This window comes from Enterococcus sp. DIV0755f (assembly GCF_051713725.1).
In the GTDB taxonomy this organism is placed as follows: Bacteria; Bacillota; Bacilli; order Lactobacillales; family Enterococcaceae; genus Enterococcus_D; species Enterococcus_D casseliflavus.
In genome coordinates this window covers 1761345-1779107 of record NZ_JBIOQL010000001.1, presented here as the reverse complement: position 1 = coordinate 1779107, position 17763 = coordinate 1761345, and the positions used below count along the sequence as shown (strand labels likewise).

General features: G+C 42.4%; 17 protein-coding genes and 1 pseudogene. 16 read left to right on the top strand and 2 right to left on the bottom strand.

What is annotated here, in order from left to right:
- The first annotated feature begins 47 nt into the window (after window positions 1-47).
- Window positions 48-2348: a single-stranded-DNA-specific exonuclease RecJ gene (gene recJ, locus IGI73_RS08070; protein ID WP_428207299.1), complete on the top strand. Its 2301-nt coding sequence runs from the start codon at window positions 48-50 to the stop codon at window positions 2346-2348.
- Between the two features lie 11 nt (window positions 2349-2359).
- Window positions 2360-2872, top strand: coding sequence for an adenine phosphoribosyltransferase (locus IGI73_RS08065; RefSeq protein ID WP_005226167.1), 513 nt, complete (start codon window positions 2360-2362; stop codon window positions 2870-2872).
- Between the two features lie 76 nt (window positions 2873-2948).
- On the opposite strand, the gene IGI73_RS08060 is transcribed toward IGI73_RS08065, so the two are convergent.
- Window positions 2949-3161, bottom strand: a complete 213-nt coding sequence (locus tag IGI73_RS08060) for a hypothetical protein (RefSeq protein ID WP_005236082.1) — start codon at window positions 3159-3161, stop codon at window positions 2949-2951.
- 129 nt (window positions 3162-3290) lie between these two features.
- Window positions 3291-3911, bottom strand: a complete 621-nt coding sequence (lexA, locus tag IGI73_RS08055) for a transcriptional repressor LexA (protein ID WP_005226165.1) — start codon at window positions 3909-3911, stop codon at window positions 3291-3293.
- A 136-nt stretch (window positions 3912-4047) separates the two neighbouring features.
- Here lexA and IGI73_RS08050 point away from each other — a divergent pair, with 136 nt between their 5' ends.
- The 14 genes and pseudogenes from IGI73_RS08050 to IGI73_RS07985 all read left to right on the top strand — a co-directional run bounded on the left by IGI73_RS08050 (window position 4048) and on the right by IGI73_RS07985 (window position 17763).
- On the top strand, window positions 4048-4287 hold the full coding sequence (locus IGI73_RS08050) for a DUF896 family protein (RefSeq protein WP_005226164.1): 240 nt from the start codon (window positions 4048-4050) through the stop codon (window positions 4285-4287).
- Window positions 4288-4387: 100 nt separating this feature from the next.
- Window positions 4388-6385 carry a transketolase gene (tkt, locus tag IGI73_RS08045; protein ID WP_438759178.1) on the top strand — a complete coding sequence of 666 codons (1998 nt, stop codon included), beginning with the start codon at window positions 4388-4390 and terminating at the stop codon, window positions 6383-6385.
- A 549-nt stretch (window positions 6386-6934) separates the two neighbouring features.
- On the top strand, window positions 6935-7774 hold the full coding sequence (locus IGI73_RS08040) for a hypothetical protein (protein ID WP_428206206.1): 840 nt from the start codon (window positions 6935-6937) through the stop codon (window positions 7772-7774).
- Window positions 7775-7786: 12 nt separating this feature from the next.
- Complete coding sequence (locus IGI73_RS08035; protein ID WP_438759177.1) at window positions 7787-9175, top strand: hypothetical protein; 1389 nt, start codon at window positions 7787-7789, stop codon at window positions 9173-9175.
- Between the two features lie 309 nt (window positions 9176-9484).
- Window positions 9485-10363, top strand: coding sequence for a glucosaminidase domain-containing protein (locus IGI73_RS08030; protein WP_395997349.1), 879 nt, complete (start codon window positions 9485-9487; stop codon window positions 10361-10363).
- Between the two features lie 198 nt (window positions 10364-10561).
- Window positions 10562-11491 (top strand): cysteine synthase A, encoded by a 930-nt coding sequence (cysK, locus tag IGI73_RS08025; RefSeq protein ID WP_005226159.1) that lies wholly within the window; start codon window positions 10562-10564, stop codon window positions 11489-11491.
- Between the two features lie 168 nt (window positions 11492-11659).
- Entirely contained in the window at window positions 11660-12100 is a 441-nt protein-coding gene (locus tag IGI73_RS08020) for a Fur family transcriptional regulator (protein WP_005226158.1), read from the top strand.
- Window positions 12097-12483: a RidA family protein gene (locus tag IGI73_RS08015; protein WP_015509753.1), complete on the top strand. Its 387-nt coding sequence runs from the start codon at window positions 12097-12099 to the stop codon at window positions 12481-12483. Before IGI73_RS08020 ends, IGI73_RS08015 begins: the two co-directional genes overlap by 4 nt.
- A 111-nt stretch (window positions 12484-12594) precedes the next feature.
- Window positions 12595-13296 carry a DnaD domain protein gene (locus IGI73_RS08010; RefSeq protein ID WP_010748401.1) on the top strand — a complete coding sequence of 234 codons (702 nt, stop codon included), beginning with the start codon at window positions 12595-12597 and terminating at the stop codon, window positions 13294-13296.
- 24 nt (window positions 13297-13320) lie between these two features.
- Window positions 13321-13977 (top strand): endonuclease III, encoded by a 657-nt coding sequence (nth, locus tag IGI73_RS08005; RefSeq protein ID WP_428206208.1) that lies wholly within the window; start codon window positions 13321-13323, stop codon window positions 13975-13977.
- A gap of 598 nt (window positions 13978-14575) precedes the next feature.
- Window positions 14576-14950 carry an LPXTG cell wall anchor domain-containing protein gene (locus tag IGI73_RS08000; protein WP_005226154.1) on the top strand — a complete coding sequence of 125 codons (375 nt, stop codon included), beginning with the start codon at window positions 14576-14578 and terminating at the stop codon, window positions 14948-14950.
- A 14-nt stretch (window positions 14951-14964) separates the two neighbouring features.
- Window positions 14965-15768 carry a WxL domain-containing protein gene (locus IGI73_RS07995; protein WP_015509752.1) on the top strand — a complete coding sequence of 268 codons (804 nt, stop codon included), beginning with the start codon at window positions 14965-14967 and terminating at the stop codon, window positions 15766-15768.
- 41 nt (window positions 15769-15809) lie between these two features.
- Window positions 15810-16622, top strand: coding sequence for a WxL domain-containing protein (locus IGI73_RS07990; RefSeq protein WP_428206209.1), 813 nt, complete (start codon window positions 15810-15812; stop codon window positions 16620-16622).
- Between the two features lie 13 nt (window positions 16623-16635).
- Window positions 16636-17763 (top strand): annotated as a pseudogene (locus tag IGI73_RS07985) (DUF916 and DUF3324 domain-containing protein).

The following is a 17763-nucleotide window of genomic DNA, read 5'->3' as shown; positions in this document are numbered from 1 at the left end:
CTTTTTTGCATAAACTTTGCTATAATATCCTAGTTAGGAGTGATTTGGTGAAACGTGCAAATTTTCATTGGGTGCGTCCGCAAGAAAGCGAAACGACCCCAGTATTTAAAGAGCTGATCCAAGAAAGAAAGATCCCTGAGCGGATCGGCGCGTTGCTATGGCAGCGAAATATTCGAACAGCAGAGGCGCTCGATGCTTTTTTATCAACGGACCTGCAATATCTTCATGATCCGTTTTTATTTCATGATATGGCTAAAGCCGTGGAACGAATCCATGAAGCGATTTTAAATGGCGAACGAATCTTGATTTATGGTGATTACGATGCGGATGGGATTACGAGCACTACCGTGTTAAAGGAAACGTTGGAATTGCTAGGGGCGGAAGCTGAGTATTATTTGCCTAATCGTTTTACAGATGGATATGGGCCCAATCTAACTGTCTATCAAGATAAAATTGCAGCAGGGACGCAATTGATCATCACCGTCGACAATGGGGTGTCTGGTCATGAGGCGATTGCTTATGCTCAAGGACAAGGAGTTGACGTGATCGTCACAGATCACCATGAACTACCTGCAGAACTACCGGAGGCGTTTGCTATTGTCCATCCCCGTCACCCTCAAGGAAACTATCCTTTTGGTGATTTGGCTGGAGTCGGCGTTGCATTTAAAGTGGCTTGCGCTTTGTTAGAAGAAGTGCCAGTGGAATTGCTTGATCTTGTTGCGATTGGGACGATCGCTGATATGGTTTCTTTAACCGATGAGAATCGGCTATTAGTCAGCAACGGGTTGAAAATGATTCAGCAATCGGATCGCATCGGACTGAATGAGTTGCTGTCAGTCAGCGGTTTAAAAAAACAAACAGTCAACGAAACAGATATTGGCTTCGCCGTTGGACCACGGTTAAATGCGATCGGTCGTTTGGAGGACCCCAATCCGGCTGTTCGCTTGTTGACTACCTTCGATGAAGAAGAGGCAGTCAGCTTAGCCCAAACCTTAGATACAATCAATCAGCAGCGAAAAACCTTTGTTGAAGAAATCATGAAAGAAGCACAAGAAAAAATCGATCCTGCGAACCATGTTCATTTGGTGGTGGGAGATCATTGGCACGAAGGCGTTTTAGGGATCGTGGCAGGGCGAATCATGCAAAGTACAGGACAACCAGTGATCGTTTTGACCAAAAAAGAAAATGGCTTAGCCAAAGGGTCGGGAAGAAGCATTGCTGCGTTGAATCTGTTTGAAATGCTGTCGACGATGAAAGACATGTTTACTAGCTTTGGCGGCCATCATGCAGCAGTTGGATTAAGTATCCCCATCGATCATTTAGATATGCTGCAAGCCCAAATGAATCGTTACGTTGAAGAAAATGCCATTGACCTCAGTCAGGGCATCCCATTAGCGATCGATGAGGAGCTACCGTTAACAGAAGTTTCGATCAGTTTTATTGAATCATTAAAAGTCTTAGCGCCTTTTGGAACGGACAACCCCTTACCGAAATTTTTATTTTCTAATCTGATGACTCAAAATGCTCGCCAGATTGGTTCAGAAAATCAGCATTTGAAGTTAGTGATGAGCGATGAGTCTAACACGCAGCTGGATGTCATTGGGTTTGGTTTTGGAAAAGATTTAGTAGCGTTTGAAAACGACCGCTTATCGATCGTTGGTCAGCTTTCCATCAATGAATGGAATGGCAACAAAAAACCGCAGCTCATGTTGGATGATTTTGCAGTGGAAGGGATTCAGCTATTTGATTATCGTTCGAAAAGAAGCCGCCAAGGTGTCTCTCTGGACAGTCAAACACTAGGCGTTCTTTTCAAGCAGAAACTTCCTCGGGAATTGCAAGGCTTTTGTGGGCAAACCACCATATTTGATTCAGTTACAGCCTTGGAAGATACTTTTCGTGCTGGTCAGTTCCAAGAGACTGCATTTTTAGATTGTCCTGCTGACCCTGCAGTGATCAAAGAGATCGTTCAAGCGCTCCAGGCATCAAGAGTTGCTTTTGTTTTCTACTCGACAGAAGATGCTTATTTAGATGGGGTAGGGACAAGAGAGCAATACAGTCGTCTCTTTCAACTGATCAAACAGCAGCCTCGTTTGGACATTCGTTACAAACTAAAGATGGTCGCTGACTATCTAAAAATTCCACAAAAATTACTTATTTTCATGATTCAGGTGTTTTCTGAGCTGGAATTTGTTACAATACAAGATGGTGTTTTGAATAAAACTGCTGATCCTGTTTCCCGTCCATTGACGGAGAGTCATTTGTATCAGCAACGACAAAAACTGATCAAAACAGAAGAATTTTTATTAATGAGTGATTTATCAACCCTTCGTCAGTGGTTGACAGTCTAGGAGGAAAGAAAATGGATTTAAAAGAGTATATTGCTAGTATTCCTGATTATCCCCAAGAGGGAATTATTTTTCGGGACATCTCGCCATTGATGGCAGATGGAGAAGCGTATCGGTATGCGACACAACAAATCGTTGAGTATGCACAAGAAAAAGGCATCGATATGGTGGTAGGACCTGAAGCCCGCGGCTTTATCGTTGGTTGTCCAGTTGCCTATCAATTAGGTGTCGGCTTTGCCCCAGTACGTAAAAAAGGCAAATTGCCACGGGAAACGATTGAAGCAGAATATGAAAAAGAGTACGGTGTGGATGTCTTGACGCTGCACGCCGATGCCATCAAACCAGGTCAACGTGTCTTGATCTGTGATGATCTACTAGCAACTGGTGGAACGATCAAAGCAACGATCGAACTCGTAGAAAAACTAGGTGGCATCGTTGTTGGCTGTGCCTTCTTGATCGAACTGATGGATCTACATGGAAGAGACAAGATCCAAGGTGTCGAAATCAAGACGTTAATGGAATACTAAAAAAGCAGAAACAAAAAAGGACTCGCTGGAGTCCTTTTTTGTTTCTGCTGCCTTATGGGCGTATGTAGGGGAAGGATCATGGTTCATAACGATAAAAATCATGATCGTGATAATAATGGCGGTTACGTTTGCGCTCTGCTTGGCGGAATTTCTTTTCATCCCAAAGCATGAACCAAAGCATCATTAGAGGGCAAAAAATCAGAACAGCACTTAAAACGCCAAAATAGCCAATAACAATTCCCATCAATAATACCCACAACATAAAACCAAATCGACGAACTGCTTTCATCTCATTCACTCCTTAAATAATACGAACTTATGTTTGTATACTTATTATACGAATGTTTGTTCGCTTTGTAAAGAGGAAAGAAAAAAAATCTTCGTAAAAACGAAGATTTCCTAGTCAGCTCGTTGAGCATCAAAGCAGATGGCGATACAATCCAACAACCAATCCTAAAATCGTTACGTCAGGCAAAATGATTGGTTCTAAATAATCATTTTCTGGTTGTAAACGAATGTAATTCTTTTCTTTATAGAATCGTTTGCACGTAGCTTCGTCTTCATCTGTCATAGCAATCACGATATCGCCATTTTGAGCACTTTGTTGTTTACGAACGATTACTTGATCACCGTCGAGAATGCCAGCATTGATCATACTTTCTCCTCGGATCGTCAACATGAATAAACTTCCTGTGCTATTCGCTAAATCTGGCGGAATCGGAAAGAAATCGGATGCATCTTCCACGGCTAAAATCGGTTCTCCAGCAGTTACGACACCAAGCATCGGAATGGATGCTGGTTGAACATCGATTTTTTCAAGACCGGAAGCAGTTAATTCAATGGCTCTGGGTTTTGTAGGATCTCGTAAGATCAGCCCTTTTTTTTCAAGTCGGGACAAATGGCCATGAACAGTTGAGGTAGAAGATAACTGAACGGCTTCGCCAATTTCGCGAACAGTCGGCGGATAGCCTTTTTCAGTGACACGTGTATGAATGAACTTAAGAATTTCGATTTGTCGATTTTCTGTTCGTTTTGCCAAAACTGACACCTTCTTTCATTTGATAACCTTAGTGTACCATAGCTATATCGATTATTCAAACAAATGTTCGCTTTTTGTGCTATTGTTTTTGCTCGCTAGTTTGTAGTAAAATCAAGAGGGAAAAGGAGGAACAACTATGCTATCTCAAGAAAAATTAGCTCGAATCAATGAACTTGCCAACAAGAAAAAAACAGAAGGATTGACTGAGGCTGAGACCCACGAACAAAAAGTTCTGCGTGAAGAGTATTTAACCGCCTTTCGTGGAGGGATGCGACACCATATCGAAGGAATGAAAATCGTTGACCCTGAAGGTGCTGATGTGACACCAGAGAAGTTAAAAGAGATTCAAAAGAAAAAAGGTCTCCACGGCAGATAATTGTGAATTCCTTTTCATTGCTATTGAAATAAGCTTCTGAATCACGTATAATGAAAGATGTAATAAAGGTAAAAAAAACCTAAATTAGGAGGAACTACCATTGTTTGATAAAATCGATCAATTAGGAGTGAACACCCTTCGTACATTAAGTATCGAAGCCGTACAAAAAGCCAATTCAGGACATCCAGGATTACCGATGGGGGCAGCACCCATGGCCTATGCCTTGTGGACGAAACACTTGAAAGTCAATCCAACGACTTCTCGCAACTGGGTGGATCGTGACCGTTTTGTTTTGTCTGCTGGACACGGTTCGGCGTTATTGTACAGCTTGTTGCACGTGTCTGGCTACGATGTGACCATTGAGGATCTAAAAAACTTCCGTCAATGGGATAGCCGCACGCCAGGGCATCCAGAAGTCGATCACACAGACGGCGTGGAAGCAACCACTGGACCTTTAGGACAAGGGATCGCCATGGCAGTCGGTATGGCAATGGCCGAAGCCCACTTGGCTGCAACCTACAATCGCGACAAGTATCAAGTCATTGATCACTATACCTACGCTTTATGTGGCGATGGCGACTTGATGGAAGGTGTTTCGCAAGAAGCTGCATCCATGGCTGGTCACATGAAATTAGACAAACTGATCGTCTTGTACGATTCAAATGACATCTCCCTAGATGGCCCAACTTCAAAAGCCTTTACAGAAAATGTCGGTGCGCGTTTTGAAGCGTATGGCTGGCAACACATTCTCGTTGAAGACGGCAATGATTTAGAAGCGATCTCGAAAGCGATCGACGAAGCAAAAGCTGAAAGCGACAAACCAACCTTGATCGAAATCAAGACTGTGATCGGATACGGTGCGCCAAATCAAGGCACCTCTGCCGTTCATGGTGCGCCGATCGGTGCCGAAGGCATTTCTGCAGCTAAAGCGATTTATGGTTGGGAATACCCAGAATTTACCGTGCCTGAAGAAGTTGCCGCGCGCTTCAAAGAAACCATGATCGATGAAGGGCAAAAAGCTGAAGCAGCTTGGAACGAAACCTTCCGTGCCTATGAAGCAGCCTACCCAGAACTTGCTGTGCAATTCAAACAAGCCTTTGCGGGTGAATTGCCAGCAGATTGGGATGCAGCATTACCAAGCTACGAAGTTGGCAGCTCACAAGCTAGTCGAGTATCTAGCAAAGAGATGATCCAAGCCTTATCCAAAGCTGTCCCTAGTCTCTGGGGTGGATCGGCTGACCTTTCTGGATCCAACAACACGATGGTGGCAGCAGAAAAAGACTTTGAACCTGGCCAATACGAAGGCCGCAACATTTGGTTTGGCGTCCGAGAATTTGCGATGGCGGCAGCGATGAACGGCATCCAATTGCATGGCGGTACGCGAATCTATGGCGGAACCTTCTTCGTCTTCGTTGATTACTTACGTCCAGCGGTGCGCTTGTCTGCGATCCAGCATGCACCTGTGATCTATGTCTTGACGCATGACTCCGTGGCGGTGGGAGAAGATGGACCGACGCATGAGCCAATCGAGCAATTAGCCAGCGTCCGTTGCATGCCAAATGTCCAAGTGATTCGTCCAGCAGACGGCAATGAAACCCGTGCTGCCTGGAAATTGGCCATGACGACAACGGATAAACCAACAGTCTTAGTCTTAAGCCGACAAAATCTACCAGTGATTGAAGGCACGCAAACCGGTGCGGATGAAAATGTCGCAAAAGGTGGTTACGTGATTTCAAAACAAGCTGGTGAAACACCAGCGGGGATTTTGATCGCCACAGGTTCTGAAGTGAATCTTGCGGTCCAAGCACAAGCTAAATTGGCAGAAGAAGGCATCGATGTATCGGTGGTCTCCTTACCAAGCTTTGATTTGTTTGAAGCACAAAGCTCAGAATACAAAGAAAGCGTCTTGCCAAAAGCAGTGAAGAAACGGGTAGCGATCGAAGCAGCTTCCCCATTTGGTTGGGAACGTTACACCGGTTGCCATGGAAAAGTGATCGCGATCGATCATTTCGGTGCATCCGCACCTGGTGACAAAGTCTTAGCGGAATTCGGCTTCAGTGTTGAGAATGTCGTGAATACTTTCAAATCAATCGATTAATTGATCGACAATCAATCAAAAATAGCACGTTCGAGAATCTTTTCGATTTTCGAGCGTGTTTTTTTGTCTGGAGCATGGTTAGAGAACCACAAGGGAGAGGAATGAGAAACGCAAGTCACCGATTCAACAGGGAAATACTTTCTATCGATGAGCCAATCGTCAGAGAGAAACTGGATCAAACAAATAATAAACGTCACTTTGTTGTATAAAATTGAATATATATGAATAAAAATGCTGGTTTTCGTTGTTGCAAGGCTGGTTCCTGTGTATAGTTAAAGAAAAGGAAACTAAACAATAAGAGCCAAGGAGAATGGCTCAAGAAAAGAGAACAGGGAAGAACGACTACTTGAAGAAAGAGGAATAAGGAGATGGGAAAACACGATGAAAAGGTTGAGGGTTAATCACACGAACCGACGAAAGAAATGCGGCGTTATGAGTGGAAAAAAGAAAAAAACCATTCTTTTGGTAATACTACTGCTAAAGCTATTTTCACGAGACGTTTACGCAACAGAATTGAATGAAATTGCAACAGGTGATGAAGCAAACGTTGTGATACATACTGATTTTCTCAAGAGTGAAGTGACAAATCCGTCTATTTATCTCACCTATACGGCCGTTCCGTCAAGTGGAAGTGAGATAATTGATGTTCACGTTGAGATCAATGGGGCATACCATAGTCATCTTTATTTAAAAGATGAAAACAATCACGAAACAGTGGAGGAATTCGAATTCGGCAGTGGAATCGTTGTTTTGCCCTATCATCAATCAGAAGCGATGTATCTTGAGCTTGTAGCGGTTGACAGCAGCGGCGCCAGTGGGCGATTCAAATTAGAACATCCGATTACTGTGGTAGATCCACCCACTCTGCCGTCACCAACTCCAGATGAAATTAGTACTGAATTCTTTTGGGAGGATGAAAGAACATTTGTGAACAATCGCTTATACATGGGAATCGCTGGGGAAACAGAAATAGACCGATTCCGAGTATCAGAAGCGAAGATCCATGAAGCAGTCGAATCGATTGGCGGGACAATTTTGCAAGAAGCGGATTGGTCATGGCACATTCTCATAGGTGTCAAAAAAAGTACCGCTGAAGAGCTGATCGCCATGATTATGAGTCTGGTGACGAATTATCCTGAGGTCTTCGACGGGGGCAGTTTAGATATAATTGAGAATGTCGGATATGCAGGAGAGACAAGTGAGACATTTGATGTGGACACGAACGAGACCTTAAATGATCCGTTGGTCTACGCACGATCAAATGAGGCTGCAGCTTCTACTGAGCCGTTGGAGATTCCCTCCGGAATGGCACTATTTCTTTATATAATAATGGTAATACCAGTGCCAAGTTTGGCCGTAACATGGTTTTTACTCAGACACAAACACTAAATAGGAGGAAAAATGGAAATAAAAAAGAAACGGTTGCGCAATAAAGTCGTGGTATTAGTGATCATCTTGCTGTTTACACCCAAAATCAGTCATGCTGAAACGAATAGTAATACAGAAAGAGACGGGCAAACGATTATAAACATGGAAGATAAACCGATCATCGAACTACTCAGTGAAGAGCCTGGTGCAGAATTAAATGTGCCCTTTTTTGAGATAATCTACGCAATAACCCCTACTACAGGTAGTTCTATTGATGAAGTGTTCGTGAAGGTCGATGGGGAATTCGATCGTTATCTTTTTCGAAGTATCACTTCATCAGTAATGATCGAACCCGGTCGAAAAATAGCTGACGCACGTTTATTTCTTCCAACTGAATCTGAAGCGCATCGATTTGAACTTGTAGCCATTGACAGCACAGGAGCAATGGCGACCTATTCATTTGAAGAACCATTTTATATGAACGAATCTCCAGGCCTACCTGCACTGTTTTTGGAGGATACCACTACTTATGAGGCAGACGGCGTAAAAAAGGGTTTTGTGAACAATCGCATACACCTTGAAATCGACCGTGCTGCTCGCGATGAGCAGTTTCCCACATTGACTGAACAATTGTTGGATAGTCTCATCACACGTGAAGCTCAACTTTTAGCTGGACCTGATCAAAATGATCGAGTAACAATTGAAGTAGCACCCTTTTCCTTTGAGGAATTTCATCAGATCCTCTTTGAAATCAGACAATTTTCTTCTGGGTTGATCAAAAGGGGAGCTTTGGAAGAAATTGATCCCACGACTGTTTCACTTGATCCTAGAGACGAAAAGCATGCAGCTCGGCCCATGACAATTACTTCAGATATGGTTCAGACAGGGTGGGTCCCTGGACTATTTTTGCGCAAATATCAAGCGAATCTGCTCAGGTTTAAGTTTACCCTGAGTGAGGAGAATTATTTGCTGCACAAGTACTTTCCGTCCACTAATTTAGGACGATCGTTGTTCTATCAACGGGCGGACGATGCCGTAAGGCAAATCGATGGAATCAGAGTAATCGATCCTCTGCCGATGTTTCCGTATATATGGGTAGAACTCGATGAAAATAGTCCCAATGAATTGATCGAAAAAGCCCAAAAAGTAATGAGAGAATCCGCGGATGTATTTGACCAAGCAGAGATGGTCTTGATCAATGATTTTCTAAATGGCGAACCATTCTACGAAGAGGTGCATAGGCAAGTACCAGTTGTGATCAATGAGAATGGTACCGTAGGCTCGCTGTCTTCGGTAAAATGGATAGGGATCACACCGACTATGAAGTCAACTTACCGCACTATCATAAGTCTCCCCATAATTTACTTATGCTTCATTTTTTGTGTGTATCTTTGGAACCGAGTGCGTTTTCGTCCCAAATAGTTTTAGATTTTTCAGGAATCGACGGCGATCAACAAGGCAGGTTCAGAAAGGAGCTAAGAAAGCAAGGTGGTTGAAGGAAGCTGAGTTGTTGCAAATTTGCTTTTTGATTATTTCTGAAACAGAAAAGAAGAAAGCGAAAAAACTTTTAAAAGTTTTTCATTTTGTTAAGAATACTAAGAATGTTCGTTTAGTTTTTTAAAAGACTCTTTCCCGAGTGTAAAGTGAACATTGTTTGCACTGTTAGATGTTTTTCCGTATAATAGCTGTATTGATTTATTTGAAAAAACGTACAGTTACTGGAGGAAAAAAATGGGAAGTTATCAAACAAGAAGTGAAAGACATCATCAACCAAAGAAGACGATAAAAAGACCTACTAAAAAGGCGGTGGTCTCTTTGATGGGGGCAGGAATGATGTTAGCGCCAATGACGGTCACTTTCGTTCCTCAACAGGTACAAGCTGCTGAGAATCAATATGCGACGCAGGACATTTCAGGTTTTATCGAGCAAATTGGCTGGTCAGCACAAGATGTTGCTGCCAATAATGATCTCTATGCTTCTGTGATGATTGCTCAAGCGATTTTGGAAAGCGGCTATGGTTCTTCCGCGTTATCCAATGCACCCTATTACAATTTGTTTGGGGTCAAAGGCAGTTATAACGGACAAAGTGTCTATATGCCTACACAAGAGTATTTGAATGGTCAGTGGGTAGAGATGAATGAACCGTTTCGTCAATATAACTCTTACTGGGAATCTTTTCAGGATCATGCGAATGTCTTGCGCAGCACGAGTTTCGCGACAGGGACTGCTCATTACAGTGGTGTTTGGAAAAGCCAAACAACCTCATTTTATGATGCAACGAATTACTTGACGGGGCGTTATGCTACCGATCCTGGGTATGCACAAAAACTGAACTGGTTAATTGAAACGTATCAGCTCACACGCTTTGATACTGGGACAACGCAAAGTACCGCATGGACAAATACAACGAGCACGACTAGCACCAGTACTACGCAAACTACAACGACGACTCAGGTAAACAGCGGATCTACAGCGCAGAGCTATTACGTTGCTTCAGGCGATACACTTTGGGATATCGCCAATAAATTTGGCACAACGGTCGACGCTCTAATGGCAACAAATGGGTTATCTAGTGAGGTCATTGTTGTTGGCCAAGAATTAATCGTTTAATTATCTGATACCGCCTTAAGAATGATTGCTCTAAATGGCATCATTCTTAAGGTTTTTTTGTAATGGAAAAACAAAATCAAGAAAGTGAATACAAACAAATATAAAAAAATAAGAAAAAAATTGAAATTGCTTACTTTTTATTCGCAACTCGGGGTTATTTTAGGTAGAATGGAAGAATAAGAACGGGAGGGATTTTCAATGACAAAAATCTATCAATCGGTCAATGAGTTAGTTGGGCATACGCCAATCGTCAAATTAAATCACATCGTAGAAGAAGGTTCTGCGGATGTGTATCTGAAATTAGAGTTCTTCAATCCTGGGGGAAGTGTCAAGGACAGAATTGCTTTAGCCATGATTGAAAAAGCAGAAAAAAATGGCTTGTTAAAAGCTGGTGATACCATCATCGAACCAACATCTGGGAATACTGGGATCGGCTTAGCCATGATCGGTACGGCAAAAGGCTATCGTGTCGTGCTGGTTATGCCAGAAACCATGAGTATTGAAAGACGTAAAATTGTTCAAGCTTATGGCGCAGAGTTGATTTTGACCCCTGGGTCTGAAGGAATCACTGGTTCTATCAATAAAGCAAAAGAATTAGCAGAACAAGACGGCTATTATATGCCATTACAATTTGAAAACCCAGCCAATCCAGAAGTCCATGAAAAAACGACAGGGAAAGAAATTGAGGATGCGTTTGAATCTAAAGGGTTAGACGCTTTTGTTGCTGGGATCGGCACAGGTGGCACGATCACTGGTGCGGGGAAGGAATTGAAGCGCGTCTATCCTAATTTGAAGATCGTGGGCGTTGAGCCTGCAGAATCAGCTATTTTAGGAGGTGGCAAACCTGGTCCCCATAAGATCCAAGGGATCGGCACGGGATTTGTTCCTAAAGTACTAGACACTGAGATTTATGATCAGGTGATTGCCATCGCTAGTGAGGATGCCATGGAAACTGCGCGTCAAGTTGGGATGAAAGAAGGAATCTTAGTAGGAATTTCTTCTGGTGCAGCGATCAAAGCGGCATTAGAGGTTGCTAAGGACTTAGGAAAAGGCAAAAAAGTCTTAGCGATCGTACCAGATAATGGTGAACGCTATTTGTCTACGGCACTATATCAGTTTGAAGACTAGCAAAGAGGGGGAAAGCAGGCATTCGTTTGTCTGCTTTTCTTTCTCGAAAAACTGAGGGAAGACGGGCTGGGCAAATGCGTTATTCCTTTAAAAAAACAAGGAAAGCTGTTTGAATTTTTAGGTTTTACATAGTATGATAGGTAAGATAAGAGAAATGGAGGAACTCCTGTGAGTACGATCTACGATGAAGCGATCAAACGATTAAAACATGAAAATATTCGTATTACACCGCAGCGAGTAGCGATATTAGAATTTTTAGCCAGTCACGATGCCCATCCGACCGCTGAAGAGATTTATCGGGCGATCGAAGTTCATTTTCCTGGTATAAGTGTCGCAACGGTATACAATAACTTACGTTTGTTCACAGAAATTGGCTTTGTAAAAGAAATGAATTATGGAGATGCCTCCAGTCGTTTTGATTTTACAACGGAGCCTCATTATCATGCTATCTGCCAAAAGTGTGGAAAGATCGCTGATTTTTACTATCCAGGATTGGAAGATGTCGAAATGGCGGCTTCGAAATTAACTGGGTATCAAATAAATAACCATCGACTAGAAGTTTATGGTCTATGTCCTGAATGCCAAGTGAAAGAGGAGGAAACAAAATGAAGATAATTTCTACAGATCAAGCACCACAAGCAATCGGTCCTTATGTTCAAGCAAAAATCGCAAACGGCTTTTTGTTTGCTTCTGGTCAAGTGCCATTAGATCCTGTTTCGGGGGAAGTTGTCGGTACGACGATTGAAGTACAGACTCAGCAAGTATTGAAAAATATCAACGCGATTCTTGAAGCGGCGGAACTTACGCCAGATGACATCGTTAAGACGACATGTTTTTTAAAAAATATGAATGATTTCGTTCCTTTCAATAATACGTATAGCACATTGTTCAATGAAGCGTTACCTGCACGTTCTGCTGTCGAAGTTGCTCGCTTACCAAAAGATGTTTTGGTTGAAGTTGAGATCATCGCAGCAGTCAAAGAAAAAGCGTAACCAACAAAGAATCGTGGGACGTCCGCATTTGCGTCGTCCCCTTTTTATTGATTCGATCCTGATAGGAAGAATCTTAATGTTTCAAGTGAGCCAAGGAGAAGAGGATGTAGTATGGTTTCGTTAAAGGAATATTTGGCAAAAGGGCAAACGACGATTTCAAATTTGCTTTTAGAGAATTACCATCATCTTGGTTTGACGAATGATGAATTTTTGTTATGGCTGCAACTGTATCGCAGCCATGAGCAAGGCAATGATTTTCCAGATTTACGTGAGATCGCCTCGGTGATGGGCAGCGACCAAAAAGAGATCTATCATTGGTTGAATCAATTGCTGAAAAAAGATGTGCTGCGAATGGGTTCTAAAAAAGACGACGCAGGAAAAATGGTTGATTATTATGATTTCACTGGCATTTATGAACGGCTCGAGTTTCTTTTGCAGCAGCAATCCAAAAAAGAAGTCGCTGAAACAAATGAAGAGAAGATACGCGAGTTGTATCGCTTATTTGAAGGAGAATTTGGTCGCCCCTTATCGGCGATCGAATACCAACGGATCGGGCAGTGGTTGGATGAGGACCACTATGATCCCGAGCTGGTCCAGTTTGCTTTGCGAGAAGCGGTCTTGAATCAAGCGTATAGTTTAAACTATATCGATCGTATTTTGCTTTCGTGGGAACGCAAGAATATTACCTCAAAAGCGCAAGTAGAAGAAGAGCAAAAAAGAAGAAAAAAACAGTTTCTTCAAAATGAAACCACGCCACAAGAAGATGGCCCAATGCCCAAAATCCCTATGCATAATTGGTTAGAAGGAGAGTAAGATACAAGGAGTTTAATTCGTCCAATGATCAGTAAAGAAAAAACAATGACTGCGATAGAAATAATGTATGAGATGTTTCCTGAAGCACATGGAGAACTAGTGTCAAAAAATGCCTTTGAATTGCTGATTGCTGTCATTCTAAGCGCACAGGCAACGGACGTGTCAGTTAATAAAGTGACACCGGCACTTTTTGAAGCATATCCAACGCCGCAGGCTCTCAGCGAGGCGCCGTTAGAAGACATTATTGAAAAAATCAAATCGATTGGCCTCTATCGAAACAAAGCGAAAAATATCAAAGCTTGTGCCTCTGAATTGTTGCTGCGTTTTGGAGGCGAAGTGCCTCAAACCAGAGACGACTTAATTTCTTTGCCAGGTGTCGGCAGAAAAACAGCGAACGTCGTTCTTGGCGATGCATTTGGCATTCCAGCAATCGCTGTCGATACGCATGTCGAACGGGTATCAAAAAGGCTGCGCATCTGTAAACTAGACGCCAACGTATTAGAAGTCGAACAAACATTGATGAAAAAGATTCCAGATACGTTGTGGGTCAAAACGCATCACACGTTAATTTTCTTTGGTCGTTATCATTGCACAGCACGGGCACCTAAGTGTGAGGTTTGTCCATTGTTGACAATGTGCCAAGAAGGAAAACTTCGGATGAAGGGGAAGAAAACCATTTAATGGTGAACATAAACCAAAAGTAACTAGGATCAAGACGCTAAGCGAAATCGCTTAGCGTTTTTTTTTTGCACAAATTGATAAAAAAAACAGGTAATTAACGTAATACCCTTTATTAAAGCCCTTTCAAGTAACTGGAAAAACATAAGCTTACTGAATTTTTTTGATTACACCACTCAAAATTAGGTGTTTTTTCACAAAGAGATCGTGTGAGGGATGATGCTCGATGCGAAATGAACCTTCCGATACGCCTTTTTTTTGAAACTATTTGTAAGCTTAGTATGATGGGCTTCTTTCGCACAGTTTTTACCCTTTCTTTTTACAAAACTGCTTATTTTTAGTCAATAAAACGTAAAATTAATAAGAAAATTCACCTATTGGTGAAAAATAGTATTTCAAATCTGTGGAAATCATCAGTATAGTGAACTTTGTCAAAGGTTATAAGTCTTTCTCTGCTATTTTACGAATGACAGAAAAAGCGTTGCACAGTTCAAATGATTCTGTAACGATCTCAAAATCATTTTTTGTTAACGGGTCTTAGACAAACGCAGTTTTGAAAAGATCACTTATAAGATGTGGCAAGTATAGAGGAGGAGGGAGAATGAAAGGAGAAAAGGTATGGAAATTAGTTCGTATGGTTCTGTTTTGCACTCTTTTTTATGGGATAACTATTTCTACGGCAGCGGTGAATGCTCAGGAAGTGCAGTCGGTTGAAACAGAAAGCTCTGTGCTTTTTACCGGTGTTTATGAGCCTATTGGGCAACCCGAACCAGCACCGCCAGCAGGCCCTACAGAGAATATCTCGCCACCAAACGAGGTAGCAAAACCAGGTGGTATTTTACCAAAGACCAACGAGACAAGAACTTACGGCGTAATCTTACTTGGATTACTGCTCGTACTGGTTGTATTGTATGTGCAATATACCAAACATCGATCAAGATTTATGATGGTTAAAAAGAAAAGACAAATAATTTGAAAGCAGGGATGAATTTGAAATTCGTACGATTTGCATCGGCAGCTGTTTTAGCTGCAACTTTATTTACTATTAGCGCGCAAGCCTTCGCTACTGAAAGTGTAACAAACCATGATACAGAAGGGAAAGTTCTCTTTGTACCAAACGATAGCGAAGCGACAGTGGTTCAACCACCAAATCCTGGTCCTAATGGTCCAGATGTAGAGATCAATCCAGTCGGCCCGGAAGGACAAACGGGACCATTGACGATTGCTTACGCACCTACGCTTAATTTCGGTGAGCAAGTGATTTCTAATACCGATCAAGAATATAAGCTAGTGGCTGAATTACACAAGCTAAAAGACGCGGAAGATAGTGAAGAAAGAGTTCCATATGTTTCATTTGCTCAAGTCCAAGATACGCGTGGGACAAATGCTGGTTGGGACTTAAAAGTTTCCTTAAGTGCTTTTGAATCAGGAACACAGAATAATGAACTGACTGGAGCAAGAATTCGTTTTAATTCGCCAAAATTGGAATATAACGGAAGCAACCAAGAAAATGAACCACAAATTCACGCGGATGGATTGATTTTAGATGCTACAAATAGTGAGCGTTCGGTTCTGACCGCTGCTCAAACAAAAGGTGCTGGCGTATCGTCAGTCGTTTGGGGCGATCAGGAAGAAATCAATCGACAAGTGGAAGCAGGCGCAGAGGTTGTTGAAAATGCTGGAATCGAGTTACTTGTTCCTGGATCAACAGCAAAAGACGCTGCTCTTTATGAAGCAACCCTTACTTGGACATTGGCTGCAACAGCTGGACCGGACGGAGAAACGGTTCAATAACTTAGTTTTGTACTGAATAAAAAAGAAAGAAGGAACTAGAAATGAAAAAGATTCGTTTAGCTACGGTCGCTGTATTATCCACCACTTTACTAGCAGGAGGCGGTCAAGCCTTTGCCCAATCTTCATTAGAAACGACTACCGATAACGTTGTAGGATTTACCTCAGACGGAAGCGATCTAACAGTGGTACAACCGCCAGTCGTGCACCCAGAAGTAGAAACGATCGAACCAACACCGCCAGGACAAACGGGTCCATTTACCATTGCTTATGCACCACAAACATTCGATTTTGGTCAGAATGCTATTTCTACCAGTGATCGTTGGTATTCGATCGTTGCTGATGAGCGTAATTTGGCTGATCAATCAGGTACGACACCGTATGTATCGTTTGCCCAAGTACAAGATACCCGAGGAACGCATGCTGGTTGGACATTAAATGTTAGTCTAACTGATTTTACTTCTGAATCAGGGGATGTCTTGACTGGGGCAAAAATCAAGTTGGCAAACCCTGAGATCGTGTTCAACAAAGGTGAGGGTGATCGAGACTTACAGCCAAGTGCCGTTATCAATAATGAAGAACAAAATGCGTTGATCCTAGATGTCAACGATCAAGACATTCCTGTCATGCGTGCTTCGGTCGGTCAAGGCGCGGGCGCTTCATCGATTTACTGGGGAGATCAAGAAAAATTGACGGAACAAAATCTTAATAAACAAGAAGGCGAAATTATCAGAAATGATGATATTCAACTATTTGTACCAGGCTCTACCACGCAGCTAGCAACTAACTATACTGCGGAAATGACATGGACGCTAACTGCTTCTGTTGATAGTAGTGGCGAAACAGTAAATCCGTAAGAAGGATCATAGCTTGCAACAAGAAACAACTGGCAGGAATAGTAAATTATTCCTGCCTTTTTTGGAAGGAGAACCACTTTTGACTGAACAACGTATGAGAATGAAATGGATAAAAACGGTTACCTGTACGGTCATCCTACTATCATTCTTTTTTTCACCAAGATTGAGCTATGCTCAGACAGAATCAGAATTAAACTTCTATGTGACGCCTATCTTACCTGAAAGTCAGCTGGAAGGAGGGGCGTTGGGGTATTTCGATTTAAATCTTGGGGCAGGAGAACGTGATGAATTGGCTTTAGAGATCGAAAATGGTTCTGATCAAGCGATCGAAATAGAAATTTCTGCCCATACGGCATTTACGAATGTGAATGGTGTTGTGGAATATGGCCGGGATGCAGAATCCCCTGATCCGACTTTACCTGCATCAATTGATGAACTGGTAGAGGTGCCTGAAACCGTATCGTTCGATCCATTAGAAAAACGAATCATTTCTTTACCGATTACGATGCCAGAAGAGGAATTTAAAGGGGTTTTGGCAGGTGGCATTCGAATCAAAGAGGTTATTTCGGAAGAGGAGCAAACACAATCTGCTGAACAAGGATTAGGCATTCGGACTGCATTTTCCTATGTCATTGGTGTGGTAGTAAGCAACAATCGGTCCGCAACGGATCCGGGATTGGAACTGCTTGATGTTTTTGCCGATCAAGTAAACTACCGAAACGTATTTAGTGCTGTTATCCAAAATTATACTTCAACATTTGTCAATCAATTGGAAGTAACAGCTGAAATTCGATCTGTTGGCAGTGAGACGATTTTATATGAAACAAGTCAATCAGCGATGCAAATGGCTCCTAATTAACATATGCATTTCCCAATTCCCTTGAATGGTGATCGTTTTCGTAATGGGGAGTATGTATTGAATCTTACTGCGCGGTCAGGAGAGGAAGAGTGGTCTTGGGAACAGACATTTAGCGTAGAGGCAGAAGATGCTCGCCGCTTAAATGAACTCGATGTCACTGTAGATACGTCACTCAATTGGTGGATGATCGCCACGGCTGGTCTAATCAGCTTGTTTCTATTGCTTGCGATCATCCTAATTGTTCGTCAGAAAAAAAATGCAAAGGAAGGTGGGAAAAGTTGA

Bases quoted from the DNA above. Each gene is read 5' to 3' on its own strand.
- IGI73_RS08065 (WP_005226167.1), top strand. From the start codon at position 2,360: ATGGATTTAAAAGAGTATATTGCTAGTATTCCTGATTATCCCCAAGAG.
- IGI73_RS08060 (WP_005236082.1), bottom strand. From the start codon at position 3,161: ATGAAAGCAGTTCGTCGATTTGGTTTTATGTTGTGGGTATTATTGATG.
- IGI73_RS08050 (WP_005226164.1), top strand. From the start codon at position 4,048: ATGCTATCTCAAGAAAAATTAGCTCGAATCAATGAACTTGCCAACAAG.
- IGI73_RS08035 (WP_438759177.1), top strand. From the start codon at position 7,787: ATGGAAATAAAAAAGAAACGGTTGCGCAATAAAGTCGTGGTATTAGTG.
- IGI73_RS08030 (WP_395997349.1), top strand. From the start codon at position 9,485: ATGGGAAGTTATCAAACAAGAAGTGAAAGACATCATCAACCAAAGAAG.
- cysK (WP_005226159.1), top strand. From the start codon at position 10,562: ATGACAAAAATCTATCAATCGGTCAATGAGTTAGTTGGGCATACGCCA.
- IGI73_RS08015 (WP_015509753.1), top strand. From the start codon at position 12,097: ATGAAGATAATTTCTACAGATCAAGCACCACAAGCAATCGGTCCTTAT.
- IGI73_RS08010 (WP_010748401.1), top strand. From the start codon at position 12,595: ATGGTTTCGTTAAAGGAATATTTGGCAAAAGGGCAAACGACGATTTCA.
- nth (WP_428206208.1), top strand. From the start codon at position 13,321: ATGATCAGTAAAGAAAAAACAATGACTGCGATAGAAATAATGTATGAG.
- IGI73_RS08000 (WP_005226154.1), top strand. From the start codon at position 14,576: ATGAAAGGAGAAAAGGTATGGAAATTAGTTCGTATGGTTCTGTTTTGC.
- IGI73_RS07990 (WP_428206209.1), top strand. From the start codon at position 15,810: ATGAAAAAGATTCGTTTAGCTACGGTCGCTGTATTATCCACCACTTTA.